This is a genomic window from Methylobacterium sp. WL9 (genome assembly GCF_008040035.1).
GTDB classification, from domain to species: Bacteria; Pseudomonadota; Alphaproteobacteria; order Rhizobiales; family Beijerinckiaceae; genus Methylobacterium; species Methylobacterium thuringiense.
The window spans coordinates 30,061-56,134 of the sequence record NZ_VRVE01000016.1; the positions used below are offsets into that span (position 1 = coordinate 30,061).

General features: G+C 69.0%; 23 protein-coding genes. 7 read left to right on the forward strand and 16 right to left on the reverse strand.

Annotated elements, in window-relative coordinates; translation table 11 throughout:
- Nucleotides 1-299: 299 nt before the first annotated feature.
- From pgeF to lgt, 3 genes are all read right to left on the reverse strand, one after another.
- Nucleotides 300-1,070 (reverse strand): peptidoglycan editing factor PgeF, encoded by a 771-nt coding sequence (gene pgeF / locus FV217_RS08165; RefSeq protein ID WP_147816697.1) that lies wholly within the window; start codon nucleotides 1,068-1,070, stop codon nucleotides 300-302.
- 37 nt (nucleotides 1,071-1,107) lie between these two features.
- On the reverse strand, nucleotides 1,108-2,115 hold the full coding sequence (locus FV217_RS08170; RefSeq protein ID WP_147816720.1) for an SAM-dependent methyltransferase: 1,008 nt from the start codon (nucleotides 2,113-2,115) through the stop codon (nucleotides 1,108-1,110).
- Between the two features lie 86 nt (nucleotides 2,116-2,201).
- Nucleotides 2,202-3,092, reverse strand: coding sequence for a prolipoprotein diacylglyceryl transferase (lgt, locus tag FV217_RS08175; protein ID WP_147816698.1), 891 nt, complete (start codon nucleotides 3,090-3,092; stop codon nucleotides 2,202-2,204).
- Nucleotides 3,093-3,252: 160 nt separating this feature from the next.
- Between lgt and FV217_RS08180 the strand changes: the two genes are divergently transcribed.
- Nucleotides 3,253-3,930: an MgtC/SapB family protein gene (locus FV217_RS08180; RefSeq protein ID WP_147816699.1), complete on the forward strand. Its 678-nt coding sequence runs from the start codon at nucleotides 3,253-3,255 to the stop codon at nucleotides 3,928-3,930.
- A 7-nt stretch (nucleotides 3,931-3,937) separates the two neighbouring features.
- Here the strand turns inward: FV217_RS08180 and ilvA are convergent, their stop codons facing one another.
- The 5 genes from ilvA to FV217_RS08205 all read right to left on the reverse strand — a co-directional run bounded on the left by ilvA (nucleotide 3,938) and on the right by FV217_RS08205 (nucleotide 9,049).
- Complete coding sequence (gene ilvA, locus FV217_RS08185; protein ID WP_147816700.1) at nucleotides 3,938-5,461, reverse strand: threonine ammonia-lyase, biosynthetic; 1,524 nt, start codon at nucleotides 5,459-5,461, stop codon at nucleotides 3,938-3,940.
- A 171-nt stretch (nucleotides 5,462-5,632) separates the two neighbouring features.
- Nucleotides 5,633-6,121, reverse strand: coding sequence for a PilZ domain-containing protein (locus FV217_RS08190; protein ID WP_238232788.1), 489 nt, complete (start codon nucleotides 6,119-6,121; stop codon nucleotides 5,633-5,635).
- A gap of 512 nt (nucleotides 6,122-6,633) precedes the next feature.
- Nucleotides 6,634-6,978, reverse strand: a complete 345-nt coding sequence (locus tag FV217_RS08195; RefSeq protein ID WP_147816702.1) for a diacylglycerol kinase — start codon at nucleotides 6,976-6,978, stop codon at nucleotides 6,634-6,636.
- Complete coding sequence (locus tag FV217_RS08200; RefSeq protein WP_147816703.1) at nucleotides 6,975-8,027, reverse strand: AbrB family transcriptional regulator; 1,053 nt, start codon at nucleotides 8,025-8,027, stop codon at nucleotides 6,975-6,977. Before FV217_RS08200 ends, FV217_RS08195 begins: the two co-directional genes overlap by 4 nt.
- A gap of 56 nt (nucleotides 8,028-8,083) precedes the next feature.
- Nucleotides 8,084-9,049 carry a LysR substrate-binding domain-containing protein gene (locus FV217_RS08205; protein ID WP_147816704.1) on the reverse strand — a complete coding sequence of 322 codons (966 nt, stop codon included), beginning with the start codon at nucleotides 9,047-9,049 and terminating at the stop codon, nucleotides 8,084-8,086.
- A 127-nt stretch (nucleotides 9,050-9,176) separates the two neighbouring features.
- Between FV217_RS08205 and FV217_RS08210 the strand changes: the two genes are divergently transcribed.
- Entirely contained in the window at nucleotides 9,177-10,766 is a 1,590-nt protein-coding gene (locus FV217_RS08210) for a catalase (protein ID WP_147816705.1), read from the forward strand.
- A gap of 682 nt (nucleotides 10,767-11,448) precedes the next feature.
- On the opposite strand, the gene FV217_RS08215 is transcribed toward FV217_RS08210, so the two are convergent.
- Complete coding sequence (locus FV217_RS08215) at nucleotides 11,449-12,165, reverse strand: BA14K family protein (RefSeq protein WP_147816706.1); 717 nt, start codon at nucleotides 12,163-12,165, stop codon at nucleotides 11,449-11,451.
- A gap of 143 nt (nucleotides 12,166-12,308) precedes the next feature.
- Here FV217_RS08215 and FV217_RS08220 point away from each other — a divergent pair, with 143 nt between their 5' ends.
- Nucleotides 12,309-12,635 carry a YnfA family protein gene (locus tag FV217_RS08220; RefSeq protein WP_147816707.1) on the forward strand — a complete coding sequence of 109 codons (327 nt, stop codon included), beginning with the start codon at nucleotides 12,309-12,311 and terminating at the stop codon, nucleotides 12,633-12,635.
- On the opposite strand, the gene FV217_RS08225 is transcribed toward FV217_RS08220, so the two are convergent.
- From FV217_RS08225 to FV217_RS08245, 5 genes are all read right to left on the reverse strand, one after another.
- On the reverse strand, nucleotides 12,614-13,819 hold the full coding sequence (locus FV217_RS08225; RefSeq protein WP_147816708.1) for an MFS transporter: 1,206 nt from the start codon (nucleotides 13,817-13,819) through the stop codon (nucleotides 12,614-12,616). The genes FV217_RS08220 and FV217_RS08225 overlap by 22 nt on opposite strands.
- 8 nt (nucleotides 13,820-13,827) lie before the next feature.
- Nucleotides 13,828-15,501: an apolipoprotein N-acyltransferase gene (lnt, locus tag FV217_RS08230; protein WP_147816709.1), complete on the reverse strand. Its 1,674-nt coding sequence runs from the start codon at nucleotides 15,499-15,501 to the stop codon at nucleotides 13,828-13,830.
- A gap of 98 nt (nucleotides 15,502-15,599) precedes the next feature.
- Complete coding sequence (locus FV217_RS08235; protein ID WP_147816710.1) at nucleotides 15,600-16,736, reverse strand: hemolysin family protein; 1,137 nt, start codon at nucleotides 16,734-16,736, stop codon at nucleotides 15,600-15,602.
- A 45-nt stretch (nucleotides 16,737-16,781) separates the two neighbouring features.
- A complete protein-coding gene (gene ybeY / locus FV217_RS08240; protein ID WP_147816711.1) occupies nucleotides 16,782-17,279 on the reverse strand; it encodes an rRNA maturation RNase YbeY in 498 nt (165 codons plus the stop codon).
- Between the two features lie 24 nt (nucleotides 17,280-17,303).
- The gene (locus tag FV217_RS08245; RefSeq protein WP_147816712.1) at nucleotides 17,304-18,098 is read right to left on the reverse strand and encodes an EAL domain-containing protein; all 795 of its coding nucleotides are present in this window, start codon (nucleotides 18,096-18,098) and stop codon (nucleotides 17,304-17,306) included.
- Between the two features lie 449 nt (nucleotides 18,099-18,547).
- Between FV217_RS08245 and sfnG the strand changes: the two genes are divergently transcribed.
- On the forward strand, nucleotides 18,548-19,657 hold the full coding sequence (gene sfnG / locus FV217_RS08250) for a dimethylsulfone monooxygenase SfnG (protein ID WP_147816713.1): 1,110 nt from the start codon (nucleotides 18,548-18,550) through the stop codon (nucleotides 19,655-19,657).
- A 293-nt stretch (nucleotides 19,658-19,950) separates the two neighbouring features.
- On the forward strand, nucleotides 19,951-21,210 hold the full coding sequence (locus FV217_RS08255; RefSeq protein ID WP_147816714.1) for an SfnB family sulfur acquisition oxidoreductase: 1,260 nt from the start codon (nucleotides 19,951-19,953) through the stop codon (nucleotides 21,208-21,210).
- A gap of 3 nt (nucleotides 21,211-21,213) precedes the next feature.
- On the opposite strand, the gene FV217_RS08260 is transcribed toward FV217_RS08255, so the two are convergent.
- Complete coding sequence (locus tag FV217_RS08260; RefSeq protein WP_187272481.1) at nucleotides 21,214-22,353, reverse strand: FAD-dependent monooxygenase; 1,140 nt, start codon at nucleotides 22,351-22,353, stop codon at nucleotides 21,214-21,216.
- Between the two features lie 201 nt (nucleotides 22,354-22,554).
- On the opposite strand from FV217_RS08260, the gene FV217_RS08265 reads away from it, so the two are divergent.
- Nucleotides 22,555-23,853, forward strand: a complete 1,299-nt coding sequence (locus FV217_RS08265) for a lipopolysaccharide biosynthesis protein (RefSeq protein WP_238232784.1) — start codon at nucleotides 22,555-22,557, stop codon at nucleotides 23,851-23,853.
- 54 nt (nucleotides 23,854-23,907) lie between these two features.
- On the opposite strand, the gene FV217_RS08270 is transcribed toward FV217_RS08265, so the two are convergent.
- On the reverse strand, nucleotides 23,908-25,146 hold the full coding sequence (locus tag FV217_RS08270; protein WP_147816716.1) for an amidase: 1,239 nt from the start codon (nucleotides 25,144-25,146) through the stop codon (nucleotides 23,908-23,910).
- 113 nt (nucleotides 25,147-25,259) lie between these two features.
- On the opposite strand from FV217_RS08270, the gene FV217_RS08275 reads away from it, so the two are divergent.
- On the forward strand, nucleotides 25,260-26,074 hold an 815-nt coding region (locus FV217_RS08275; protein ID WP_147816717.1), incomplete at its 3' end, for an extensin family protein.

Below are 26,074 nucleotides of genomic sequence, written 5' to 3' on the forward strand. Positions count from 1 at the left end.
GGCGCGGTTCCCCGTATCTATTCCAGCAACCGAAGAGATGCTGTTGCAGAGCAACCACGCCGACCGTCCCGAAGGCGGCCCCTTTGTGGCAGTGGTTGCCTTTCCCTTGGCTACTTGAGGCTAGAACGCCACCAAACGGTCAAGGTTCACTTACTGCCGAGCTTTTTTCCCCTGTTTTCTTGGACAAGTTGTCGCAGGGTGGAACCCTTACGGCCAAGTTCCGCAGTGGAGGTAGCGATACGACCGGTTGGTGTGATGTGCGTCCGCACACACGGTTCAGCTTGCCGGCCCGCTGCAACTCACGGCGTCAGGGCGATCGCGGAGATCAAGCGGCCGTAATCGGCCTCGCCGCGGTGAGTGGCCCGCCGATAGCTGTAGAAGCGCAGCTCGTCGGCATAGGTGCAGAGGCCGAGAACCGCGGCTTCGCCGATCCCTGCCTCATGCAGCCGGGACAGGATGAAGCCCGGCAGGTCGAACCGTGCGTGCCCTGCCCGCTCGCCCTCGGCGAAGAAGCGCTCCGATCCCGGGGCCTCGCTGCGGAACCGTGCGAGAAACTCCTCGTCGACCTCGTAGGCGGCCTGCGCGATCGTCGGCCCCAGCACGGAGACGATCCGGCCGCGCTCGGCCCCGAGATCTTCCATGGCGGCGACGGTGTTGGTAATTACGCCGGTGAGCGCGCCCTTCCAACCGGCATGGGCCGCGCCGACGACGCGGTTCTCGGGATCGGCAAAAAGGATCGGACCGCAATCCGCCGTGGCGATGCCGAGCGCCAGACCCGGCACCCGCGTCACCATCGCGTCGGCCTGCGGGCGCGCATCGAGGGGGAACGGCGCCTCGACGGTGACGACGCGGTTCGAATGGACCTGGTAGAGACTGACCAAAGCACTCGCGGGGAGCGCGAGCTGTGCGCACATCCGCTCCCGGTTCTCGACGACGCTTGCGGGTTCGTCCCGCGAGCCGATGCCGCCGTTCAACGAGGCGTAGAGCCCTTCGGAGACCCCACCCTGCCGCGTGAAGAAGGCGTGCCGGACATAGGAGTGCGAGCTGAGTTCGGGCGCTTCGATGAACATGGCGGGTCCGGGCGATCTGTTTGCGAAAGGGCCGTCCTCACGCCGTCGCGGGAAAGGCGGGCAGCGCGCCCAGCGAGGGATGGCTGATGCCGAGCACCTTGAACAGGGTGCCCATGCCGCGCCGCGCCGGATCAGTCAGCCGTGCATGAGCCGCTGCGATCGCCTCGGCCTGGGCGGGCGTGGCCCGGGCCGTCAGGCGTTCGGCGCGCAGGCGAAGCCCGAGCCCCTCCAGGAAGTCGCGCTGGTCGATGGGGCCGTGGAGGCGGGCGCCCTCCCCCGCAGCGGCGGCGGCCAGCGCCGAGAAGTCGACATGGGTGGTGAGATCGGCCTCGCCGGGCCGCTCGAGGGGATCGACGAAACGGTGACGCGCGAGCGCCTGCAGCGTGTCGCCGAAACCGGGCCGGACATGGCCGTAATCGATCGCGAGCAGTGCGCCGCCCCGGCGGACGAGCCGCGCGGCAAGAATGCGCATGGTCGCGAGGGCGGCGCTCGGCAGAGTGAGAACGACACCGGGTGGGGCGTCCCGGGTGATCGTGCGATCGGGATCGGGCGAGAGGCCGCGCACCAGCTGCGTCCCATCGAGCGAAAGGCCGACGCGGTGCTCGCACCACCCGGCCTCCCGACGCTCGAACTGGCGCACGGGCAGCGCATCGAAGAACTCGTTGGCGACGATGATCGCGGGTCCGTCGGGCAGCGTCTCGACCGTGTCGTGCCAACGCGGCGCGGCGCCCGGGAGCCGCTCGGATTGTAGCGCCCGCAGGACCGGGCTCGTCTCGACGAGATGCAGGTCGAAGCCGGCACGGGGAGCGGCGGAGCACAGCGCCCGCAGCGCGTCCTCCATCAGCGTGCCGCGGCCCGGCCCGAGCTCGACGAGGTTGAGGGTCGCGGGTGCACCCATCGCTGCGTGGGTGGCGGCGATCCAGACGCCGACGAGTTCGCCGAACATCTGGCTGATCTCGGGCGCCGTGACGAAATCGCCCTCGCGTCCGAGCGGGTCGCGGGTCTGGTAATATCCGTGAACCGGGTGCCCGAGGCAAAGGCCCATGTAGCGGTCGAGGCCGATCGGCCCGTTCACGCGAATCTCCGCCGCGATCTCGCGGAAGAGTGGCGCCGGCTCTGGTGGGAGCCCGCTCAGATCTGCCCCGCCTCGGCCTGGACCTCGATCTCGGGGTTGCGCGGCCGGGTCACGCCGCGGGCGGCGAGCACGATGTAGGTGAGGCCGACGACGGCCATCGGCAGGCAGAGCAGCATGCCCATGGTGATGCCCCCGCCGAGCGCGCCGACATCGCCGCCGAACAGGAAGCCGAGTTGCGCATCGGGCTCGCGGAAGAACTCGCAGAAGGTCCGCGTGACCGCATAGCCCAACACGAAGATGCCGCCGATGAGCCCCGGCCTGCGGAAGCCGAAGCGGCGCACGGCGAGCGCCATCACGACGAAGAGCAGCAGGCCTTCCGCGCCCGCCTCGAACAGCTGGCTCGGATAGCGCGGCACCTCCCCGCCGGTGGGGAAGACGACCGCATAGGGAAAGTCCCGCGCCGGGCGGCCCCAGAGCTCGCCGTTTACGAAGTTCGCGATCCGGCCGAAGAACAGGCCGATCGGCGTCACCACGGCGGCGAGGTCGAGCATGGTGTAGCCGTTGAGCCCGCGCATCCGCGCGAACAGCAGCAGCGCGAAGATCGCGCCCAGAAAGCCGCCGTGGAAGGACATGCCGCCGTTGCGGATGGCCAGGATCTCGGTCGGGTCGTCGAGGTACATCGGCAGATTGTAGAACAGCACGTAGCCGATGCGGCCGCCGAGCACGACGCCGAGCGCCACCCAGACGATCAAGTCGTCGACGTCGGCGAGCTTCGGCCGCTTCACCACGCCCCAGAGCGAGTCGGCGGCAACGAGGCGGCGCGCGTAGAACCAGCCGCCGACGAGCCCCGCGATGTAGGCCAGCGCATACCACTTGATGGTGATCGGCCCGAGCGCGACCGCCACGGGGTCGATGGCCGGGAAGGGAATGGCGAAGAGCGGCGGCATCGGCAGGCCTTTTTCAGAGCGCGACGGGCTTTCCCGATGAATCGCGGTGGCCATGCACCGGGGCCGGCGGAAGCGTCAAGCCTCAGGCCGCGGCGCTTGCCCGACCGCACGTGGCGGGCGAAGTCTCACACGGGACGAAACGCACCGGAGACGCGGCGGCGTGCTGAACAATACCGAGATGGTGGCGCGGCTGGTGCTCGCCGGCGCGCTCGGCAGCGTGATCGGGTTCGAGCGCGAGCGGCTGCTCTGGGCGGCGGGCCTGCGCACGCACATGCTGGTCTGCGTCGGCGCCTGCCTGATCATGCTGGTCTCGGCCTTCGGCTTCGCCGACGTCCTCGGCCACAAGGACATCGTGCTCGACCCCTCCCGCGTCGCCGCGCAGGTCGTCTCGGGCATCGGCTTCCTCGGCGCGGGCACGATCCTGCTGCGCGGCGAGGTGGTGAAGGGGCTGACCACTGCCGCGAGCCTCTGGGCCGTCGCCGCGATCGGCCTCGCGATCGGCGGCGGGCTCTACGTCCCGGCCATCGCGACCACCGTGATCGTCATCGGCATCCTCGCCGGCGTGAAGCCGATCGAGGAGAGCTGGCGCGGGAGGATGCAGACGCGGGTGCTGCGCCTCACGGTGAAGCGCGGCGCGCTGACGATCGACACGTTGCAGGCGGTCGCCGGTGCGCGGGCCTCCCGGGTGCGCCAGTTCGTGGTGAAGCCCGGCTCAGACCCGGAGGTCGAGGAGGTCACCATCTCCTTCGTCCGCCTCTCGCACACCAGCGTGGACGCCATCGCCGCGAAGCTGCGGCAGAACGCCGACGTCGTCAGCGTCGAGGCGTCGGAGGGCTGACGGCTCGTCAGCGCGATGCGTCGTCGAGAAACAACCGATAGGCCGGATTCACGGTTTCGTCGCAGCACGGGTAACCCAACGCCTTGAGCGCCGCATCGAATCGGACCCGCTCGGCCGTCGGCACGTCGATCCCGGCGAGCACGCGACCGTAGTCGGCGCCGTGATTCCGGTAGTGGAACAGCGTGATGTTGAAGCCGTCGCCGAGTGCGTCGAGGAACTTCATCAGCGCACCGGGACGTTCCGGGAACTGGAAGCGGTAGAGCCGCTCGTCGGGCAGGCCCTGCGCGCGACCGCCGACCATGTAGCGCACATGGACCTTGGCCATCTCGTTGTCGCTGAGGTCGTGAACGCGGTAGCCCGCGCCCGTGAGGGTGGCGATCAGGTCTCGTTTCTCCGGGCGTCCGCCGGGCAGGTTGATGCCGACGAAGATCTGCGCCTCGGACTCGCGCGCATAGCGGTAGTTGAATTCGGTGATCGCACGCGGTCCCAACGCGGCGATGAAGGCGCGGTAGGCGCCCGGCCGCTCGGGGATGGTGACGCCGAGCAGCACCTCGCGCTCCTCGCCGATCTCCGCCCGCTCGGCGATGTGGCGGAGGCGATCGAAGTTGAGGTTGGCGCCGGACGAGATCGCCACCAGCGTGCCCCCTCCCCCGCCCTCGCGCGCCGCATAGACCTTGGCTCCGGCGAGGCTCAGCGCGCCGGAGGGTTCGGAGACCGCGCGGGTATCGTCGAAGACGTCCTTCACCGCCGCGCACATCGCGTCGGTGTCGACGGTGATGATTTCGTCGAGATGCTCGCGGCAGAGCCGGAACGTTTCGGCACCGGCCTGCCGGACGGCGACGCCGTCGGCGAAGAGGCCGACGCTTGGCAGCATGACCAGCTCGCCCGCGTCGAGGGCCGCCTTCATGCAGGCGGCGTCGTCCGGCTCGACACCGATGACCTTGGTCTCGGGCCGCAGGTATTTCACGAAGGTGGCGATGCCGGCAGCCAAGCCGCCGCCGCCGACGGGCACGAAGATCGCCTCGATCGGCCCGGAATGCTGCTGCAGGATCTCCATGCCGATGGTGCCCTGGCCAGCAATCACGTCGGGGTCGTCGAAGGGGTGCAGGAAGGTGAGGTTCTGCTCGGCCTCGAGCCGGCGGGCCTCGGTCAGGGCTTCATCGAAAGCGTCGCCGTGCAGGATCACCTCGGCGCCCCGCGCGCGGCAGGCGTCGACCTTGATGGCCGGCGTCGTGCGCGGCATCACGATCACCGCGCGCACGCCGAGCCTCTGCGCGCCGAGCGCCACGCCCTGCGCATGGTTGCCGGCCGAGGCGCAGACGACGCCGAGCGCCAGCGCCTCGGGGCTCAGCCCCGACATCTTGTTGTAGGCGCCGCGCAGCTTGAACGAGAAGACCGGCTGCAGGTCCTCGCGCTTCAGTAGCACCGGTCGTCCGAGCCGCTTCGAGAGCCGCGGCATGGGGTCGAGCGGGCTCTCCTTGGCGACGTCGTAGACGCGGGAGGAGAGGATTTTCTTGATGTAGTCGGTCACGGGCACGTCATCGGGCTTGGCGGGCTGCCCTGCGGCGGCTCCGAAACGGTAGGCAGCATCGGCGGCGTTCCGAGCCGGCGCGCACCCACTTAAGCCCTCGGCCGCCCGGATGCGAGGACAACGGCGCGACTTCCAGCGCGACATGGCGGACGGCCGCAGGCGCCGTCGGTATCAGAACGTGATGGATTCCGTCACGGCCGCAGGATCGAGTGGGACGTGGAACGACGCTCCCATGCCGCCCACGATGTGCCGCACCACCGTGGCGGCGATCTGCCCGATCCGGATTGTCGTGCCGATTGCGGCCGGATCGTCGATATGCAGGGCAACGCCTGTCGCCGATACGTCGATGAGCCGCCCCGGCATGACGTCGCCGCTCTCCAGCGTCACCGAGACCCCTTTGCAGCGGGGCACGACCCGAGGATGGGTCCGGATCGGCGCATGGGGACGCTGCTGGCGCCCGAATTCGATGAGGCTGGCGGCGATGGCGGAACTCTGTCCCCGCCCCGCCAAGAGCCTGACCGTGAAGAGATTGTCTCCGACTCGCACCACCCGGGCCTCGACGAGCCCCACGCCGCGGATGCTGCAGGTCAGGACCTCGGAGACGAACGGCGTGGTGGCGGAGCGGAACTGGATCCCGTCGAGAGACACGTCGTCGGTCACCGCGTAGAAATCCGGTCGGTGCTTGTTCCAGCACAAAGCCGGAAGGATCACCTTGTGCTGATGTTCGAGAGCCAATTCCCACACGCTTTCGACGCCGCCAAGAAGACCTCATTTGTTAAGACGCGTCCCTTTCCCGGGTGGCGTGGGAATGCATAAAATTGTCGGAAGCTGCCACCGACCCGGTGGATCGATTTTCCGAACGGAGCAGTCGGATAAATGTGGAGTGGTTATTCTTGGATAGTCGGCGTTATTATCGCGATGATATAAAATATATTTCTGGTAAATCGATGTTTTTGCGATATTTTATTTCGATGACAATTGCCAATAGCGGGACTTCATCGATCAGGAAAATCCGATCGGCAGCGCCAATGGCAAAAATTACTCCGCTATTCACCAGCGATGACTAGCTGCCATGCGACGGTCCTCGGGCAAGCCGCACCAACGGCGTCATGCACCTGAAGCGTAGAGGCTACCCGTTTCAGCAGCCGAATGCCGTCGAGAGCAGGACGGACTCAGAGCCGATCAATGACCGCGGCGATCCATACGAGAGCCGCCAGCATCTGGGCGGCGAAGGCACCGGCAGAGGCGAGGTCCTTGACGATGCCGATCCGGGCGTGGTGGCCGGGGTGGAGGTGGTCGCAGAGCTTCTCGATCGCGGTGTTCAGGAACTCGGCGCAGAGCACCAGGAGGAGGCTCGCGAGCAGGGCGACGCGGATCCAGAGCGTCGCACCGAGCAGGACGGTCGCCGGCAGGCCGAGCGCCAGCAGCATGAGTTCGAGACGGATCGCGCGCTCGGTGCGGGCCCCGTGGACGAGGCCGCGCCAAGAGTTCAGCAAGGCGATGTACAGGGCCTTCATGCGCCCGGCCCCGGTGCCGCGCGGGCGATCCAGCGCGCCAGGATCGGGCCTGTCAACAGCACCGTAAACAGGCGAAGTGTCTGAACGCCCAGCACAAACGACACGTCGGCCTTCGACCCGACCGCGATGATCGCCACCGAGTCGAGACCGCCGGGGCTGGTTGCGAGGAAGGCGGTGAGGAAATCGATCGGTAGCAGGAAGGTCAGCCCCCAGGCCCAGCTTCCGCAGAGGACGATGATCGCGACGGTGGCGACGAGGATGCCGGGGAGCGCGTGCCAGACCGCCCGCAGCGTCTCCCGGTTGAAGCGCAGGCCGACATACCAGCCGATGCCGGCATAGGCGGCGTCGAGCAGCGCGCCGGGGACGGAAACGCTTGCGATTCCAGTGGTATGCAGGACGGCGCCGAGCAGCATCGGCCCGACCAGGGCGGCGGCGGGAATGTGCAGCAGCATGGCGAGGCCGGCCCCGAGGGCGGCGATGCCGAGGGTGGCCAGCACGGAGAGCGCGGGCGCCGGTTCGGCGGCCGCGACCGCCGGCAGCGCCGAGCCGTCCACGAAGAAACGCGCGACGACAGAAGCGGTTAGCACCACCGCGGCGACCCGCACGTACTGCATGAAGGCAACGAGGCGGGGGTCGGACCCGTAGGCCTCCGACATCGCGACCATGGCAGCGGCGCCCCCGGGGGCCGAGCCCCAGGCGGCGGTGGAGCCGGGCAGGATCTGGAGCCGCGTCAGGATGATGCCCAGGATAGCCCCGGCGAGCACCGTAACGCACACCGCGGCGCAGATCAGAGCAGCATCGTCGACGATGGTCCGGGTTATCTCGGGCGTGATCGAATGGGCCACGAGGCAACCGATCACCGCCTGCGCCGCGAGGAATAGCGGGCGCGGCAGGGCGAGGCCGGCGCCGCGAATTCCGAAGACAATGGCGACGAGCATCGGCCCGAGCAGCAGCGCCGCCGGAAACCGTGCGAGATTCAGCGCGGCGGCGAGGAAAGCGGAGGCCGCCAGGAGCGCGATCCAGCGGAAAACCGTGCGGAGATCGGGCAAGGGCTACTGCAGGTTGCGGAGCGTTTCGCCGGCCGGGCGCGGGCGACCGGGTGGCGCTACACCGCCGAGGCCGAGCTGTCACCGCTCGACATGGCTGCGTGGCCGGCGTCCCGGCAGGCAATGGTGCCGTCGGGGACATGGCTCCGAAAGAACGCAGCGAGATGCGCGAGGCCGCCGGCCCGCGGGTCGCTCGAGCGCCAGACCAGCGCGATGGTGCGGCCCGGACCGTCCGCTGCGAAGCGCCGCGTCACCGTGAGCCCGCTCGGGTCGGGACCCGAGGGGGCCGCGAGCAGCGGCAGCAGGGTGAAGCCTGCGCCGGCCGCCACCATGGAGCGCAGGGTCTCCAGGCTGGTCGCGTGCCGGCCGGAGGCGTTGCCGGCGCCGCAGGCGGCGATGGTCTGGTCGCGCAGGCAGTTGCCCTCGTCGAGGAGGAGCAGGTCCGGCCCCGCGATCCGGCCGGCGTCGAGGGCGCCGCGCGCGAGGCCGTGGTCGGCCGGGCAGGCGAGCAGGAACGGTTCGTCGAACAGCGGCGACACCGTCAGCCCCGAGGCGGGAATCGGCAGCGAGACCAGGGCCGCGTCGATGCGCCCGTCGCGCAGCCCCTCCAGGATCTCGGCGGTGCGCGCCTCGCTCAGCGCCAGCGACAGCATCGGAAACTCGGCCCGCAGCCGCCGCAGCACCAGCGGGAAGTAGTAGGGGCCGAGCGTCTGGATTGCGGCGAGCACCAGCCGCCCGGTCAGCGGCGAGCCGCGCCCCTCGGAGGCCATCGCCAGCAGCCGCTGCGCCTCGGCCAGGACGATGCGGGACTGGCGCACGATCGCCTGCCCGGCCTCGGTGAGGAGCACGCGCCGGTTCGAGCGCTCGAACAGCACGAGGCCGAGGGTGGTCTCGAGCTTGCGTACCTGCACGGACAGCGTCGGCTGGCTCACGTTGCAGCGTTCGGCTGCCCGCCCGAAATGCGTCTCGTCGGCGATGGCGACGACGTATTCGAGGTCCCGCAGCGACAATCCGGCGACATTCATAGGTTGCGCCTATCACAACCTTTGCGACGATGCATTTGCCACTGGGGGATGCCTGCGCCATATCCCGTGTCGAGAACGGTTCCAGCTTCGGCTGAGAATCGTCCCCCATCACGGAGAGATTTCGCGCATGAGCGACAACCGCCCGATCCTGACCACCCGCCAGGGCCATCCGGTCCGCGACAACCAGAGCACCCGCACGGTCGGCGAGCGCGGCCCGGCGACGCTCGAAAACTACCAGTTCATCGAGAAGATCACGCATTTCGATCGCGAGCGGATCCCGGAGCGCGTCGTCCACGCCCGCGGCGCCGGCGCCCACGGCTATTTCGAGGCCTACGGCAAGATCGGCAACGAGCCGGCTTCCAAGTACACCCGCGCCCGCGTCCTCAACGAGGTCGGCGTGAAGACGCCGATGTTCGTGCGCTTCTCAACCGTGGCCGGCGCCAAGGAGAGCCCTGAGACCGAGCGCGACCCGCGCGGCTTCGCGGTGAAGTTCAAGACCGTCGACGGCAACTGGGATCTCGTCGGCAACAACCTCAAGGTCTTCTTCATCCGCGACGCGATCAAGTTCCCCGACATGATCCACGCGTTCAAGCCGGACCCGGTGACCAACCGGCAGGAGGCCTGGCGCTTCTTCGACTTCGTGGCCCAGCACCCCGAAGCGATCCACATGGTCACGCACCTCAAGTCGCCCTGGGGCATCCCCGCGAACTACCGCGAGATGGAGGGCTCGGGCGTCAACACCTACAAGCTCGTCAACGACCAGGGCGAGGCCGTGCTCTGCAAGTTCCATTGGGAGCCGAAGCAGGGCATCCGCAACCTGACCTCGGCCCAGGCCGCCGAGATCCAGGGCAAGGATGTCGGGCACGCCACGCGCGACCTCTACGACAACATCTCCAAGGGCAATTTCCCCGAGTGGGAATTCTGCGTGCAGATCATGCCCGACGGCCCGAACGACCACCTGTCGTTCGATCCGCTCGACGACACCAAGCTCTGGCCCGTCGAAGACTTCCCGCTCCTGCCGGTGGGCCGCATGGTGCTCGACCGCGTGCCGGACAACTTTTTCGCGGAAGTCGAGCAGTCGGCCTTCGGCACCGGCGTTCTGGTCGACGGTATCGACTTCTCGGACGACAAGATGCTCCAGGGTCGGACGCTGTCCTACTCGGATACGCAGCGCTACCGCGTCGGCGCCAACTACCTGCAGCTGCCGATCAACGCTCCGCAGCCCGGCGTGAAGGTTTTCTCCAACCAGCGCGACGGCCAGATGACCTACGGCGTCGACGGTCACGGCCAGAACCGGCACATCAACTACGAGCCCTCGACCGTCGGCGAAGGCCTCGCCGAGGCTCCCAAGCCGGCGCATGACTATCACCAGCCGGTGCAGGGCCAGCTCGGCCGCTACCAGACCTCGCGCACCGAGGACGACTACGCCCAGGCCGGCGTGCGCTATCGCTCGTTCGAGACCTGGGAGCGGGACGACCTGATCGCCAACCTCGTCGGCGACATGAAGCAGTGCCCCGAGGCGATCCAGCTGCGGATGGTCTGGCACTTCTCCCATGCCGACGCCGATTACGGCCGCCGCGTCGCCGAAGGCGCCGGCATCGATCTGGCAAAGGCGCTGGCCCTGCCGCCACTGCCGGGCCGCGCTGCGCCGGGCAAGCGTCTCCAGGCCGAGACCTACACCGACGGCTCGCACGCCCACCGCGTCGCCGCCGAATAATTTTTCGGGGTAACGCGACAGAGAAAAGTCCCGTGGAGCCTATGCTCCGCGGGGCTTTTTCTTGGGGTCGTCCTTCGTTGGGGTGCTGTCAGCCTATCGGCCGCGCAAAAAGAAGAACCACACCAGGAGAATGACGGGGATCGGAATCCCGATGAGCCACAACAATCCGCCGGTCAGCATGTCGATCTCCTTGAGCCGACTGAGCAACGATGGGTTTGGCAGGACCGTTCCGTCGGTGGAGGCGCAAGCGCTGGAATGTCGGTGTTTCGGATCGACTCATTCGGTATGGGCCTTCGTTTCGAGTTCCGCGATCACCCTGTAGGTCCAAAGACGAGTGCATGGAAAAACCCAGAATATCTATTTCCGGATGATCGGATGTATCCACCACCGCCATTGCAAGCGTAGCGAAGCAATACAGGACAAACTGGTCGACGTCAGTGAGTTGGCCCTGGATTGCTTCGCTGCGCTCGCAACGACGGATTTGGTGTTCGAATTTTCGAGAATTAACTGGATGGAATCTTCTAAAATATGCCGGCACTAGGCCAAAGATCTAAGACGACTTGTCTTATGTTCACCGCATAACGCAATTTTTGTCACGAAACGAAGCAAAAAATCTTTCGTATTCTTAACGGCTCACCATCGATCCGGCCCCCGCCCTCGGGCGGGGGCCGTGCCGCGTCAACTACGGGCAGGCGTGCCGTGCGCCGTCGTTGCCGAGATACGTGCCCGAGCGCCGGTCGTAGGAACGGAAGCGGGCGACGCAGTAGGACACGGAACGGGTGGGCTGGACGGCCTCGGTCTCGACCGGGGCATAACCCTCCTGGTCGTAACCGTAGGCGGCCGGGGCGTAGCCGTTGCCGTAATAACCGTCGTCGTAGCCGTAGCCGCCACCGTAGCCATAACCGCCGTATCCGTAGCCCAATCCGCCGGCCGCGAGGCCGAGCCCGAGACCGAGGCCCAAGCCGCCGTAGCCGAGACCGCGTCGGCCGTAGCCGCGACCGCCGTAATAGCCGCCGCGGTTGCCCGCGAAGCCGCCGCGATAGCCGTTGCCGGCTCCGACGACACCGCCGCGGTTGAACCCGCCGCCGAATCCGGCGCCGCGGACCCCGTTACCGAATCCGGCCCCGCCGAAGCCGGCCCGCTGACCGCCGAAGCCGCCGACTCGCGAGACGCCGCCACTCAAGGCGTTGGTGCCGACGCCGCCGGCCCTGAAGCCACCGCCACCGAAGCCGCCGCCCCGGAACCCGCCTCCGCCGAAGCCGCCGCGCATGCCACCGCCACCGAAGCCGCCTCCGCCGCCACGAAATCCACCGCCGCCGAAGCCGCGGGCATCCGCTGCGACGGGAACCAGAAGGAGGGCGCCGGCCAGGGCTGCCGATACGGTCAAGATACGATTCATCGTGTTCACCATTTTGCGGGAGAGTATCCCTTGGTGATCGAACGCGCCCGCGCCCTGATCGGGTCTGCGGCATATCGATATATTTCAACCTGGGGTCTCGGTGCCCGGCGCAGCCGGGTCCGGTTTCATGGCGATAAGGCCGCATGACCAATCTCGCCGCCTTCATCGGCGCCGCGCTCGCCGAGATCGCCGGCTGCTTCGCCTTCTGGGCCTGGGCACGACTCGGGGCTTCGCCGCTCTGGCTGCTGCCCGGCCTCGCCTCGCTCGTCGCCTTCGCAGCTCTGCTGACCCTCGCCGACGCGCCCGCGGCGGGGCGGGCCTACGCGGCCTATGGCGGGATCTACGTCGTGGCCTCGCTGGTCTGGCTGAAGCTCGTCGAGGGAGTCGACCCGGACCGCTGGGACCTGTCCGGCGCGGCGCTCTGCCTCGCCGGGATGGCGCTGATCCTCTACGGGCCGCGCGCGGCCTGACCGACCTGTTGGGCACGGCCGGCGCCGAGGCCGCAGATCGCACCGGCCACGGCGATGGCGGAGAACAGCAGGGCCGGCAGGCCCCAGCCGCCGGTGGCCTGGTGTGCGAGCCCGAAGCCGAACGGGCCGAGGGAGGCGAGGGCATAGCCGAACCCCTGCGCCATGGCCGAGAGCGCGCCGGCCCCCGCCGCATCCCGCGCCCGCAGCACGATCACGGTGAGGCCGAGCCCGAAACAGCCGCCGCTGGCGAAGCCGAGCACGATCGCCGCCGGCACCGTCAGGATTTCAGGTCCGAAGGCGAGGGTCAGGAAGGCCGCCACCATGGCGGCGAGGCCGCCGACGATCCAGCCGCGCTGGTCGCGGGCGCGGGCGGCGGCGGTCGGCAGCAGCAGCGCACCCGGAGCCTGCGCGATCGCCGCAACGGCGGCGAGGTATCCGGCATCGAGGGCGTCGAGCCCCCGCCCCTGCAGCACCGCCGGCAGCCAGCCGAACTGGATGTAGGCGAGCGAGGATTGCAGCCCCATGAAGCCGGCGACCTGCCAGGCCAGCGGCTCGCGCCACAGGCTCGGCGCGGGCCGGCGGGCGACGCTCGCGGCGGCCGCCGGCCGGGCCTTGGCGAACGGCGCCCAGGCGAAGACCGCGACGAGCGCCGGGAGCGACCACAGCGCCAGGGCGGCGGCCCAGCCCTGGCCGAGGGCGTGCTCGAACGGCACCGTCAGCCCGGTGCCGGCGCCCGCGCCGACGCAGAGCGCCATGGTGTAGAGCCCCGTCGCCCGCCCGGCCTGCCGGGAGAAGTCGCGCTTCACCAGAGCCGGCAGCAGGACGCCGGCCAGCCCGATGCCGAGGCCCGCGACGGCCGCGCCGGCAAACAGGGCCGGCAGGCCGCCGAACCCGCGCAGCAGCAATCCAACGAGGACCGCCGCGATACCGGCAAGGATGCCGGCATCGACGCCGAGCCGCCGGATCGCCGCCGGTCCGAGCGCGCCGCCGAGGCCGAGGCAGAGCACCGGCAGCGTCGTCAGCGCCGCCGCGCCCGTGGCGCTCAGGCCCGTCTCCGCGACGATCCCCGTCAGCAGCGGACCGACGCTGGTGATGGCGGGCCGCAGGTTGAACGCCACCAGCATCACCGCGAGGCCGATCAGGACCGGGCTGTGCGGCTTGGTGTCCGGCTTCGTGTCGGTCATAGACCCGTTCATGCGATGCCGTTCGCCTCGCGCCGCCGGCCGGCCGCAGCCAGCAGCAGGCCGCCGAGCAGCAGGACCGCGAAGGGCGCGTCACCGAGGCGGGCGTAGAGCGTGCGGCCGGGGATGCGGGCGGGGAGATCAGCATCGAGCACGCCCTCTGTGCCGAGCGGCAGGGCGGCGACGATGCGGCCATGCGCATCGACAACGGCCGAGATGCCGCTGTTGGCGTCGCGCACCAGCGGCAGGCCCTCCTCGACGGCGCGCAGCCGCGCCTGGGCGAAGTGCTGGTGTGGCCCCGGCGTGTCGCCGAACCAGGCGTCGTTGGTGAGGTTCAGGATCAGGCCGGGCACGACCGGCGCTTCGGCCGGCACGATGGCGCCGGGAAAGATCGACTCGTAGCAGAGCGTCGCCGCCACCGGCGGCAGACCCGGCACGGTGAGGATGCGCTGGCCTTGTCTGCTCCCCGCCGTGAAGCCTCCCGGCACCGAGACGAACTGCCGGAGGCCGACCGCCTTCAGGATCGCATCGAGCGGAGCCGGCAGATATTCGCCGAACGGCACGAGGTGGACCTTGTCGTAGCTGTCGCCCAGCGTCCCGCCGTGCGCGATCGTCAGGATGGAGTTGAAGAACACCGCATGCTGGCGCGTGAACGGCTCCTGCGCCCGCGCCGCCCCCGTCAGCAGGAGCTTGCCTTCCGGCAGCACCGCGCCGATGCGTCCCAGCGTCTCGGGATCGCGCTGGACCAGGAAGGGAAAGGCGGATTCCGGCCAGACGATGTGGGTGACGTCGGCGATCCCGCTACGATCGGGCGAGGCCGCCCGGTCGCTGAGCGCGAGGTACTTGTCGACGACGGCATAGCGGTCGTCCGGCTGGAACTTGGCGTCCTGCGCGATGTTCGGCTGGATCAGCCGCAGGCGCACGCCCGCGATGGTGGCGTCGGGTTTTCCCGGGACGCGCCAGGCGCCGAACAGGGCGAGCGCCGCGAGCGCCAGCGCGGCCGCGAGGAGCGGCCCGATCCGGGCGCGGGTGCCGGCCCCGGTTGCGAGCGTCGCGGGGGCGGCCGCGATCGGCACCACGATCAGGCTCAGGCCGTAGAGCCCGATCACCGAGGCCCCCTGCATCAGCCAGAGGTTGCCGCCGAGCGCCATGCCGAGGCCGTTCCACGGAAACCCCGTGAACCAGTGCCCGCGCAGCCACTCGCTCGCCGCAAGGCCGAAGGCGAGCGCGAACAGCCGCCCCGGCCCGCGCGACCAGACCAGCCGCGCCGCCGCGAAGCCGAGGGCGTAGAAGATCGCGAGCACGGCCGGCAGCCCGACCACGCCGAGCGGCATCGCCCAGGCGAACTGGTCCGCCTCCACCAGGAACGCCGCCCCAAGCCACCACAAACCGGCGACGAAATACCCGAAACCCCAGGCCCAGCCGATCGCCGCGCAATCCCGCAGCGTCCGCCAGCCGCGCGGGCCGGCGCTGGCGCCGTCCACCAGCCAGACCGCCACGGTGAGCGACACGACCAAAGCCGGAAAGACGCCATAGGGCGGCATCGCCAGCGCGCCGACAGCCCCGGCCAGCACGGCCAACCCGAGGCGGGGCCAGCCATGGCTCAGGATGATCCGATGCGCGGTCCCATCGAGCCAGCCGGCCGCCGGCACGGAACGCGTGTCGCTCTTGCGCGCGAAGATCATGCGGTGGGAATCATCGGGCAGCCGGGCTCTTTTCGGAATCGTGCGGGCTTTACACGATTCCCGGGCTTTGGCTTCCGATCAGTTTTCGCGAGACAGCCTCAGCCCCCGCCCGACCCGGCCGCCTGAGCCGGCGGCGGCAAGGCCGTCGGCGGGGCGGGCAGCGCCAGGGGCACCACCTGCCCGATTCGAGAGGGACCACGCTGCAGCCGCAGCCGCTTCACCCGGCGCGGATCCGCGTCGAGGACTTCGAATTCGAGTTCGCTCGGGCCGACGATGATCTCGCCGCGGGAGGGCACGCGGCCGGCCAGCGTCACGATGAGGCCGCCGATCGTGTCGATCTCCTCTGCCATCTCGCCGGCCGAGGCGACGAGGTCGACGCCGGTGGCTTCCGAGACCTCGGCGAGGCCGGCGCGGGCGTCGGCGACGTAGGTGTCGGTCTCGCCCTCGACGCGGTTGATGAGCTGGCCCTCGGCCACGTCGTGCTCGTCCTCGATGTCGCCGAGCACGACCTCGATCAGGTCCTCAATGGAGATCAGACCGTCGGTGCCGCCGTACTCGTCGATGACGAGCGCCATGTGCGTGCGCGTCGCCTGCATCCGCACCAGCAGGTCGATGGCGGGCATCGAGGGCGGCACGAACAGCACCGGGCGCTGGATGCGGGTGGAGGCGAGCGTCACCGACAGGTCGACCTTGCCGAGGTCGAGTTCCCGGATCGCCCGAGCCGGCAGCCGGCGCACGCGTGTCGGGGCGGGCTTGTCCTCGTTCGCGACGGTTGCAGTTGCACCGTTTGCCGGAGCGCGCCGGGGTGCTGCCTCGGCCTTCGAGGCGAAATACTCCACGAAATCGCGGATGTGGACCATGCCGCGCGGGTCGTCGAGCGTCTCGCCGTAGACCGGCAGGCGCGAATGGCCGGCGGTCCGGAAGAGCTTGAGCAGGTCGCCGAGGCTGGTCTCGACGGGCACGGCGACGATATCGGCGCGGGGCACCATCACGTCGTCCACACGCACCTTGTGCAGGCCGAGCACATTCTTGAGCATCGCCCGCTCCAGCGGGGAGAATGCGTCCTCGCCCGTATCGGGCTCGGCGAGGGCGTCTTCGATGCCGGTGCGCAGGCTGTCCCGCGAGCGCAGATTGAAGACGTTGAGCAGGCGGTCGTACCAGGCCTCGCGGGGCTGGGAATCGGCGTCTGCATTGGGCGCGGCCAGGGCCGCGCCGCGACTTCGGTCGTTCGTCATGTCTCTCTTGAATGTCTGAGGCGGAAGTGCCGGGATCGGAGCGGATCAGTCGCCGCAGAGGTCGGCGTAAGGGTCGGGAATGCCGAGGGTCGCGAGCGCTGCGACCTCGAGGGCTTCCATCGCGTCGGCTTGCGATTCGCCGGTCTCGTGGTCCTGGCCGAGCAGGTGAAGAGTGCCATGGACGAGGAGATGCGCGAGGTGATGACTGAGCGGCTTCGACTGCTCGGCACTCTCGCGCAGCAACGTGTCATAAGCAAGAACCACGTCGCCGAGCGGCTCCGGCGCGCCGGGCGGCAGAGGCTGCTCTGCGGCCGGAAACGACAGCACGTTGGTGGGCTTGTCCTTGCCCCGCCAGGTCTTGTTCAGCGCTTGCACGGTAGCGTCGTCGGCGAGCAGGATGCTGATCTCCATCGGGCCTGCCTGCGAATCGGGCATGACCGCGAGGGCGGCAGCGACCGCCCGCTCGACGAAGGCGTCGAGGTCGGGCACGGCCTCCGCCCAACGCGCATCCTCGACGGCGATGTCGATGCTGTTCTGGATCATCGGGACGCTGGAATCTCGGGCCGGTCAGGCTGCCTGGGGTACGCAGGCCTCTAGCACGGGTTCCCGCTCCGATCCGAACATCCGTACCGTGGGCAGGCTCGCCACGGCCGGCTTGGCGAAGAGATAGCCCTGGAACAGGGCGATGCCGATGCCGCGCAGGGTCTCGAACTCGGCCTCCGTCTCGACGCCTTCCGCGATGACCGAGATACCGAGGGCCTGGGCCATCTGCGTCACGCCCGCGACGATGACCCGGCGGGCCGGCGAGGCGTCGATGCCGCGCAGCAGGTCCATATCGAGCTTGACGAAGTCCGGCTGGAAGCTCGCCAGCAGACCGAGCCCGGCATAGCCGGCCCCGAAATCGTCGATTGCCGTCGAGAAGCCGTGCCGGCGATACTCGACGATGATGCGCCGGACATGGTCCACGTCGACCATTTTCTCGTTCTCGGTGAACTCGAACATGATCTGCCGATGCTGGAAGCCGACGCGCTGCGCCGCTTCGAGCGTCGCACGGATGCAGGCTGCCGGCTCGTAGACGGCGTTCGGCATGAAGTTGATCGAGAGCCGGGTCTCGGCATCGGGAAACAATGCGCCGGCCAGCTCGATCGCCTTCACGCGGCAGGCCTGGTCGAACTTGTAGCGGTTCGTCGCATCGACCATCCCGAGGATCTGAGCCGCGCCCTCGCCCTGGGTGCCGCGGACGAGAGCTTCGTATCCCCAGACCGCACCTTGGCGAATGTCGATGATCGGATGGAAGGCCATCGTGAAGGCGAACGGCAGCGGCGTCCCACCCTTGCAGCCCTGGCACCCCACCTTGCTCATGCGCCGCCTCTCCATCTCGACGCGATCCGTATAGGGCGCGCGAATTAACGAATGCCCGTTTTTGGACATCCGATGCTTGGGTGAACATAGACGACTGTATGATTCTTCACATTCGAGCCTGTTCCTCAAGATCTTGGATACGTCCGGGAAGTTGCGGACGCGTCGATCGAACGCCGGCGTCTCGACGCGGCCGCGAACCGGCCGCAAGGCCGGAATGCAAAACGCAAAAGAACAAACTGCTTCAGCAGGCTTGTCGCCAGAGAATGACCGTATCGTCTACGTAGAAAAAAGATGATTTAATTCGTTTGATCGCGACCCGTCTCTACGACAATCTTGGCGGTCTCGATTTTCTGCCGTCCGGCCAATGGTTCGATGGCATTTTTACACAGAAAAATCTCATCAATACTGTCGCTATCGACCGCGACACGACCATACCCCGAAAGGCCGCCATGACCTCGCCCAGCACCGCCGCACCGGAGCCGATCCGTTTCGCCTATTGGGTGCCGAACGTCTCGGGCGGCCTCGTCATCAGCAAGATCCCCCAGCGCACCAGCTGGGATGCCGACTACAACCGCAAGCTCGCGCAAATCGCCGAGAAGGCCGGCTTCGACTACGCACTGACGCAGATCCGCTTCACCGCCGGCTACGGCGCCGAGTACCAGCACGAGTCTGTGGCCTTCAGCCACGCCCTGCTGGCCGCGACCTCGCGCATCAAGGTCATCGCCGCGCTGCTGCCCGGGCCATGGCACCCGACGCTCGCAGCCAAGCAAATCGCCACGATCTCGCAGCTCACCGAAGGCCGCATCGCCATCAACCTGGTCTCGGGCTGGTTCTCCGGCGAGTTCCGCGCCATTGGCGAGCCCTGGCTCGACCACGACGAGCGCTATCGCCGCTCGGAAGAGTTCATCACGGCGCTGCGCGGAATCTGGACGCAGGACAACTTCACCTATCGCGGTGATTTCTACCGCTACACGAACTACACCCTGAAGCCGAAGCCGGCCGACCCGCAGCCCGAGATCTTCCAGGGCGGCTCGTCCCGCGCCGCGCGCGACATGGCCGCGCGCGTGTCGGATTGGTACTTCACCAATGGCAACACGCCCGAGGGCATCAAGGCTCAGGTCGACGACCTCCAGGCCAAGGCCGCGGCCAACAACCATTCCGTGAAGATCGGCGTGAACGCCTTCGTGATCGTCCGCGACACCGAGGAGGAGGCCCAGGCGGTCCTCCAGGAGATCATCGACAACGCCGACCCGGACGCCGTGAAAGCCTTCGGCCACGAGGTGAAGAACGCCGGCAAGGCCTCTCCCGAGGGCGAGGGCAACTGGGCGAAGTCCACCCTTACCGACCTCGTCCAGTACAACGACGGCTTCAAGACCAACCTGATCGGCACGCCCGATCAGGTCGCCGAGCGCATCGTGAACCTCAAGGAGGTCGGGGTCGACCTTGCGCTGCTGGCCTTCCTGCACTTCCAGGAGGAGGTCGCCTATTTCGGCGAGCACGTGATCCCACGGGTGCGGGCGATCGAGGCCCAGCGCGAGCGGCGGGCCGAGGCGGCGTAGCACTCAAGCGTTCGAACGCCGGCCGACGCAGCCGCGCATCCCGCTCTCCCCGCACGCGGGGAGAGGGCCGCGACGACCTTGTCGTCGGCGCGGCAAGGCGGCAGCCGAAGGTGAGGGGGCGGTGCCGGATGTGCCTCGTTCGGCGAAGCCCCCTTACCTTTGCTTCGGCTTCGCCTTCGCTTGCCACGGACCCGACAAGGGGTCCGTGGCCCTCTCCCCGCATGCGGGGAGAGAGGGGATGCAGCTCAAGCCTTCAGCCCCTGAACATTTCGCCTAACGCTTCGGAGCCTCCCATGAACATCGCCGTCAGCGCCAGCACGCTCCAGCAGACCGGCACCCCGCAGGGCGTCGCCGGCCCGGCCCGCCCGAGCCAACCCGCTCACGTCATCCGCGACGACGCCGAAGCGATCCGAGTCGCCCACGCGCTCGCCGCCGAATTCCGCGAGGGCGCCTCCGAGCGCGACCGCGCCCATATCCGCCCGCTGAAGGAGCTCGACGCCTTCTCCCAGAGCGGGCTCTGGTCGATCAACGTCCCAAGAAGTTTCGGCGGGCCGGAGGTGTCCTATCGGACGCTGGCGCAGGTGATCGCGATCATCTCGGCGGCCGATCCGTCGATCGGGCAGATCGCCCAGAACCATCTCGGCATCGTCGCGGCGATCCGCACCGTGTCCGATCAGGAGCAGCAGGCGCTGCTGTTCGGGGAGGTCCTGAAGGGCACCCGCTTCGGCAACGCCTTCTCGGAGAGGGGCACCAAGCGCGCGGCCGATTTCGAGACGAAGTTTTCGGACCACGGCGACCACGTGATCGTCACAGGTCAAAAGTTCTATGCGACGGGGGCACTGCTCGCGCATCTCGTGCCGATCGTCGCCGTCGATGATCAGGGCCGTGCCTGGTACGCCATCGCCGACCGCAACGCGCCGGGCCTGACCGTGATCGACGATTGGTCGGCCTTCGGGCAGCGCGGCACGGCGAGCGGCACCGTGATCATCGACAACGTGCGGGTGGAAAAGAGCCACCTCGTGCCGGCCTGGAAGGGCTACGAGGCGCCGCGCTCGGACGGGGCGATCTTTCAGATCATCCAGGCGGCGGTGGATGCCGGCATTGGCCGGGCCGCGCTCGACGACACCATCGCCTTCGTGCGCACCAAGTCGCGTCCCTGGATCGACAGCGGCCAGGAACGCGCCTCGGACGACCCCTACACCATCCAGGCGATCGGCGACCTCACCATCCGCCAGCATGCGGCCGAGGCCCTGCTCGACCGGGCCGGCCTCGCCATCGACGCGGCCATCGCCGAGCCGAGCGGCGAGAGCGTTGCGGCGGCACAGCTCGCGGTGGCGGAATCGAAGGTGCTGACGACGGAAGTCGCGATCGCCGCGACGAACAAGCTGTTCGAACTCGCCGGCACCCGCTCGACGCTGGCCGAGGACAACCTCGACCGGCATTGGCGCAACGCCCGCACCCACACCCTGCACGACCCGGTGCGCTGGAAATACGCGATCGTCGGCAACCACGCCCTCAACGGCGTGAACCCACCGTTCCACGCCTGGAGCTGAAGCTCAGCGCCGCTCCATGAAGCGGTTGGCCGGCAGGCGGTAGAGCATCCGCACGACGGTCTCGCTCTTCGCCCGCTTCAGCTTCCACAGCAGCGACGTCTCGATCTTGATCGAGCGGGCGTCGAGGCTGATGCGCAGGGCCGAGCGGTCGCGCACCTGCTTCACCGGATCTGCGTAGAAGCCCGCGAGCTTGTCCGCCGCCATCCCAGGCGTCTCGAGCCAGGCCGGGACGTGGACGTGGCAGAGCCGGTCGACGTCGGTGAGCGCCTTGTCGATGCCGGTGCCGGTGATCGGGCAGGTCGTGGCGAATGCGTCGCCCACCACCACGAAGCCGTCCCGCCCGGCATGATCCTGCACCCGGTACAGGTCGATCGGCCGGGTCACGACCTTCCCGTCGACCCGGATCTCGCCGAACGTCTCTTCGAGCCGCGGCATCATCCTGCGCAGCATCGCTTCGGGCGAGAGCCGGAAATCCTGCGTCCAGGCATCGGATTGCGCCCGGTAGACGTAGAGGTTCGCCCGCACCGTGTCGCCGACGGGGAACAGGGTGAGGTAGGACACCCGGTCGCCGAAATGTTCTCCCGTCCAGACCAGCGAGGGGAACGGGAACGCGGCCGGCGGCCGCGTCAAGGTGAAGCCGGCGGCCAGGGTGTGCGACGGGCTGATCATCTCCCGGCGCAGGCCGAGTTGCCGGCGCACGCCCTCGCCGAGCCCCGTCGCGACGACCAGCAGCCGTGCCCGCACGACGCGGCCGTCGAGCAGGGTCACGGACTGGATGTCCGGCCCGGTCGCGATGGTGTCGGTGCGACCCACGACGCGCTCGACCGAGTCCGGCAGCGCGCCGCGCAGAGCATCGATGAGCCGGGCGTAGTCGCAGCCGTATTCGCGCTTGGCGTTACGGTCGACGATCCGCCCGAAGCGATGCAGCCAGACCCCGTCGAACGGCGTCGTCGCCTTGCGCGCCACGTCGCCGAGGCCCATGCGGTCGAGGAGCCGCATCTGCGGCTCGCCGAGCTTCTCGGCGCGGAACTCGGGGGGATGGCGATCGTGCTGTGCGATCAGGGCGACGCGCCGGCCCTGGCGGGCGAGCGCAGAGGCGGCGGCGATTCCGGCGATGCCGGCGCCGAGGACGGCGACGTCCACGTCGATCGTCCCTGGGCCATCCGTGGGTTGCGCGGATTGACCCGGATCGGGGATGAGGGTGACTTGAGCGCCCATGACGCCTCGCATCGGTCGGCCTCCGACGATACGCCGGAGCAGGCTAGCCGTCCGTCAAACCGCAAGGTTCACGCTACCGCAACGTGTAAATCTGCGTAAGCAGTGTTTTCTCGGGATTAAAACGCATTGAACCGTCGGCTCACGGAACGGCTGGCGGCCCTTCGACGGCACCTGCCGTTGGGGCTGTCCTACATCGCCTCCAGCGGCAGCCTCGTCGCCGCGAGTGCGGCCCAGCTTCTCACCTTCGCGATCCTGGCGCGCGCCCTCGGCCCGGCCGAGTTCGGCCGCCTCATCGAGTTCACCGCCCTGACCAACGTCGCGGTCCATATCTGCGGCCTCGGCGCCTCGGACTGCCTGCTGCGCCGGGTCTCGCAGAATCGGGCGATGTATCCGGCCATGCTCGGCCACAACGCCATCCTGATCGCCGTGACCGGGTCGCTCCTCGTCGGGCTCGGGCTGGCGACGCTGCCGTTCTGGCTCAAGGTCAGTCCCGATCCCGCGACCAATCTCGGCGCGACGGCGCTGCTGCTCGTCACGAACGTCGTGCTGGTGCGCATGATCCTGCTGGCGGAGCTGATCTTCCTCGGCCACTCGCGCTTCGCCTCGGCGAACCGGGCCGTGGTCGGCTATGCCCTGGCGCGGACCCTCACCGCTGTCACCGCCTGCCTCGTCTTCTCGACGGCGAGCCTCGCGCAATGGGCGGTGTGGCAGTTCGCCGGCAACCTCGTCGTGGTGGCCGCCTACGGCTGGTGGCTGCGCGGCCTCGGCCGGCCGCGCTTCGTCATCGTGCGCAACGAGATCCGGCTCGGCCTGTATTTCTGCTCGCAGTTCGTGGCGCGGGCGATCCGCCAGAACGCCGACCTGTTCATGCTTGGCCTCGTCTCGTCCATCGAGGTGGTCGGCAGCTACGGCGTGGCGCGCCGAATCCTCGACAGCAGCTACCTCAGCATCGACGCCCTGAACCGGCTGGTGTTTCCGCGCTTCGCGAAGACGAGCCTCGACGGCATCCACGCCACGATGCCGGGCGCACTGCGGCTGCTGCCGATCGCGCTCGCGCTCGGCACGGCGACCTCGCTCGGGCTGTTTCTGGTGTCGGGCTACCTGCCGCTGATCTTCGGGCAGGACTACACCTCGCTGTCGCGGTTCGTCCGCATCCTGGCCTGGATCCCGATCCTGATCGCAGCCTCCTCAGTCGCGATGGACGTGCTCGGCGCCTCCAGTCACCAGGGCGAGCGCGCGGCCATCGTCAACGCGACCAATCTCGGCGGCGCGCTGCTCATCGTCTGGTGGTCGTGGTGGTTCCCGCCGAACGGGACCCTCGCGGCCCTCTACGTGATCGAGGCCTGCACCATCGCCGCCGCATGGCTGATCCTGCTCAGGCTGGTTCGCCGCAGCGCGGCGCGGGCGATGGCGACGGCAGCATAGTTCACCGATCGGGGCAGGCCCGGGACACTCATGCGTTGGATAGCCGAGCCGCAATCAGCTCCTTGCGAGCGCCGTCGCGATCAGCCCCGCCACCGCCAGCGCCTGCCCGTCGCCGCCGAAGCGCGCGATCACCTGCACGCCGAGCGGCAGGCCGTCGCCCGGCACCGGCAGGTTCACGCAGGGTACGCCCATCAAGGTCCAGAGCCGATTGAAGCGCGGATCGCCAGTGGAGCCGAGGCCGCGGGGGGCGCGGCCGGTGGTGGAGTAGGTCAGGATCGCGTCGAACTCCGAAAACACGTCCTTGAGCTGCCGGCGGGCGCGGTGCGCGCTACGGCGGGCGTCGTCGTATTGCGCGGCGGTCAGCGCCTGCGCCCGGTCGAGCTGTGCGCCGAGCACCGGCGGTAGCGTGTCGCGATGCGTCGCGTATTCCCAGGCGAGCGCCTGACGGGCCTCGAAATCCTGGATCAGCGGGTGGACCTCCCAGGCCCGCGCGAACGGCTCGGGCAGGGTGAGGTCGGTGACGACGGCGCCCGCGGCTTCCGCCGCGCGGGCGGCACGCGAGAGCGCCTCGGCGGCATCCGCATCGGCCTCGCCGGCGAAGCCCTGCAGGCAGAGGCCGATGCGCGGGCTGCGCGATCCCTCTCCCGAAGCATCGATCTCCGGCCGGTCGGCGATCAGGGCGAGGGCGCGGGCGATGTCGGGGATCGAGGCGCCGAACAGGCCGAGCGTGTCGAGCGCCCAGGAGAAGGTTTTTACCCCCACCATCGGCAGCAGCCGAAACGAGGGCTTGATCGCGGCGACGCCGCAGAAGGCGGCCGGGCGGATCACCGAGCCGCCGGTCTGGGTGCCGAGCGCCAGCGGCAGCATTCCGGCCGCGACCGCAGCCGCCGTGCCCGAGGACGAGCCGCCCGGCGTGTGGGCCGGATCGTGCGGGTTCACCGTCCGGGCCGGGTCGAGCCCGGCAAAGGCCGTGGTCGCGGTCTTGGCGAGCGGCACCGCGCCGAGCGCCTTCAGCCGCGAGACGATCGCGGCATCGGCCCGCGGCCGCCAGCCTGCGTAGATGGACGAGCCCATCTGAGTCGGCAGGTGGGCGGTGTCGATGATGTCCTTGATGCCCACCGCGATGCCGGCGAGCGGCCCCTCCCCCGGCACGACCGGGTCGGGATCGCTGCAGACGATCGCGCCGAGGCCGGGATCGCGCTCGGCGATCGCCGCCTGCGCCTCGGCCACGGCCTGCCGGGGCGTGAGGCGGCCGGCCTCGATGCGGGTGCGGAGTTCGATCAGGGAGAGCATGCGGGTCGATCTGGCTGCCGAGGGGCCACTGTCAACACTTGTCCACTGCCGTCGGCGGCGGAACGCCGCGTCGTTAGCAGCTCGTTTACGCGACCGTTCGCATTGTCGCGGTCATGTGGCGTAGCGTTCTCGCATTCTCGATCCCGGCGATGTTTCTCGCCGGCCTGGCCGGTTGCGCCGTCAACCGGTTCGAGGCCCGCGCCCCGTGGCGCGACCAGGCCGAGAACATGTGTATCGCGCGCGGCCTCGTGCGTCCCACCAGCTATGTCTCGCTCGCCAAGGAGATCGACGGGCCGGGCCCCTGCGGCATGCAGCAGCCCTTCAAGGTCACGCGGATGGGGGGCGGCACGGTGGCGCTGAAGCAGCGCATGACGCTGGGCTGTCCGGCTCTGGCCGAAGCCGAAGCCTGGCTCGCCGACACCATCCAGCCCGCCGCCAACCTGTATTTCGGCGTGGCGGTGGCCGAGATCAACGCCGGCACCTATGCCTGCCGCGGCCAGAACAACCAGGCCGGCGCCAAGCTCTCCGAGCATTCCTACGGCAACGCTCTCGACATCATGTCGCTGACGCTGGCCGACGGCCATGTCATCACCATCAAGGGCGGCTGGCGCGGCACCGAGGCCGAACAGGGCTTCCTGCGGGAGATCTTCACGGGGGCCTGCGCCCGCTTCACCACGGTGCTCGCGCCCGGCTCCAACATCTTCCACTACGACCACATCCACGTCGACCTCGCCCGGCACGACCCGCGCGGCCTGCGCCGAATCTGCAAGCCGCTACTTAAGTTCGAGCCGCAGATCGGCGCCGACGGCCAGCCGCGCCAGTTCGCCAACCCGCGCCCGCCGGTCCGCCAGCCCGCGCCGTCGCAGGCGCCGATCGAGCAGGAGACGGACGATCCGTACGCGGCGTCGCCCTCCGCCGCGCGCGGCGG

Excerpts from the sequence above, each read along its gene's own strand:
- pgeF (WP_147816697.1), bottom strand. The coding sequence starts at position 1,070 with ATGTTCATCGAAGCGCCCGAACTCAGCTCGCACTCCTATGTCCGGCAC.
- FV217_RS08170 (WP_147816720.1), bottom strand. The coding sequence starts at position 2,115 with ATGGGCCTTTGCCTCGGGCACCCGGTTCACGGATATTACCAGACCCGC.
- lgt (WP_147816698.1), bottom strand. The coding sequence starts at position 3,092 with ATGCCGCCGCTCTTCGCCATTCCCTTCCCGGCCATCGACCCCGTGGCG.
- FV217_RS08195 (WP_147816702.1), bottom strand. The coding sequence starts at position 6,978 with ATGAAGGCCCTGTACATCGCCTTGCTGAACTCTTGGCGCGGCCTCGTC.
- FV217_RS08205 (WP_147816704.1), bottom strand. The coding sequence starts at position 9,049 with ATGAATGTCGCCGGATTGTCGCTGCGGGACCTCGAATACGTCGTCGCC.
- FV217_RS08210 (WP_147816705.1), top strand. The coding sequence starts at position 9,177 with ATGAGCGACAACCGCCCGATCCTGACCACCCGCCAGGGCCATCCGGTC.
- FV217_RS08215 (WP_147816706.1), bottom strand. The coding sequence starts at position 12,165 with ATGAATCGTATCTTGACCGTATCGGCAGCCCTGGCCGGCGCCCTCCTT.
- FV217_RS08220 (WP_147816707.1), top strand. The coding sequence starts at position 12,309 with ATGACCAATCTCGCCGCCTTCATCGGCGCCGCGCTCGCCGAGATCGCC.
- FV217_RS08225 (WP_147816708.1), bottom strand. The coding sequence starts at position 13,819 with ATGACCGACACGAAGCCGGACACCAAGCCGCACAGCCCGGTCCTGATC.
- lnt (WP_147816709.1), bottom strand. The coding sequence starts at position 15,501 with ATGATCTTCGCGCGCAAGAGCGACACGCGTTCCGTGCCGGCGGCCGGC.
- FV217_RS08235 (WP_147816710.1), bottom strand. The coding sequence starts at position 16,736 with ATGACGAACGACCGAAGTCGCGGCGCGGCCCTGGCCGCGCCCAATGCA.
- ybeY (WP_147816711.1), bottom strand. The coding sequence starts at position 17,279 with ATGATCCAGAACAGCATCGACATCGCCGTCGAGGATGCGCGTTGGGCG.
- FV217_RS08245 (WP_147816712.1), bottom strand. The coding sequence starts at position 18,098 with ATGAGCAAGGTGGGGTGCCAGGGCTGCAAGGGTGGGACGCCGCTGCCG.
- sfnG (WP_147816713.1), top strand. The coding sequence starts at position 18,548 with ATGACCTCGCCCAGCACCGCCGCACCGGAGCCGATCCGTTTCGCCTAT.
- FV217_RS08255 (WP_147816714.1), top strand. The coding sequence starts at position 19,951 with ATGAACATCGCCGTCAGCGCCAGCACGCTCCAGCAGACCGGCACCCCG.
- FV217_RS08270 (WP_147816716.1), bottom strand. The coding sequence starts at position 25,146 with ATGCTCTCCCTGATCGAACTCCGCACCCGCATCGAGGCCGGCCGCCTC.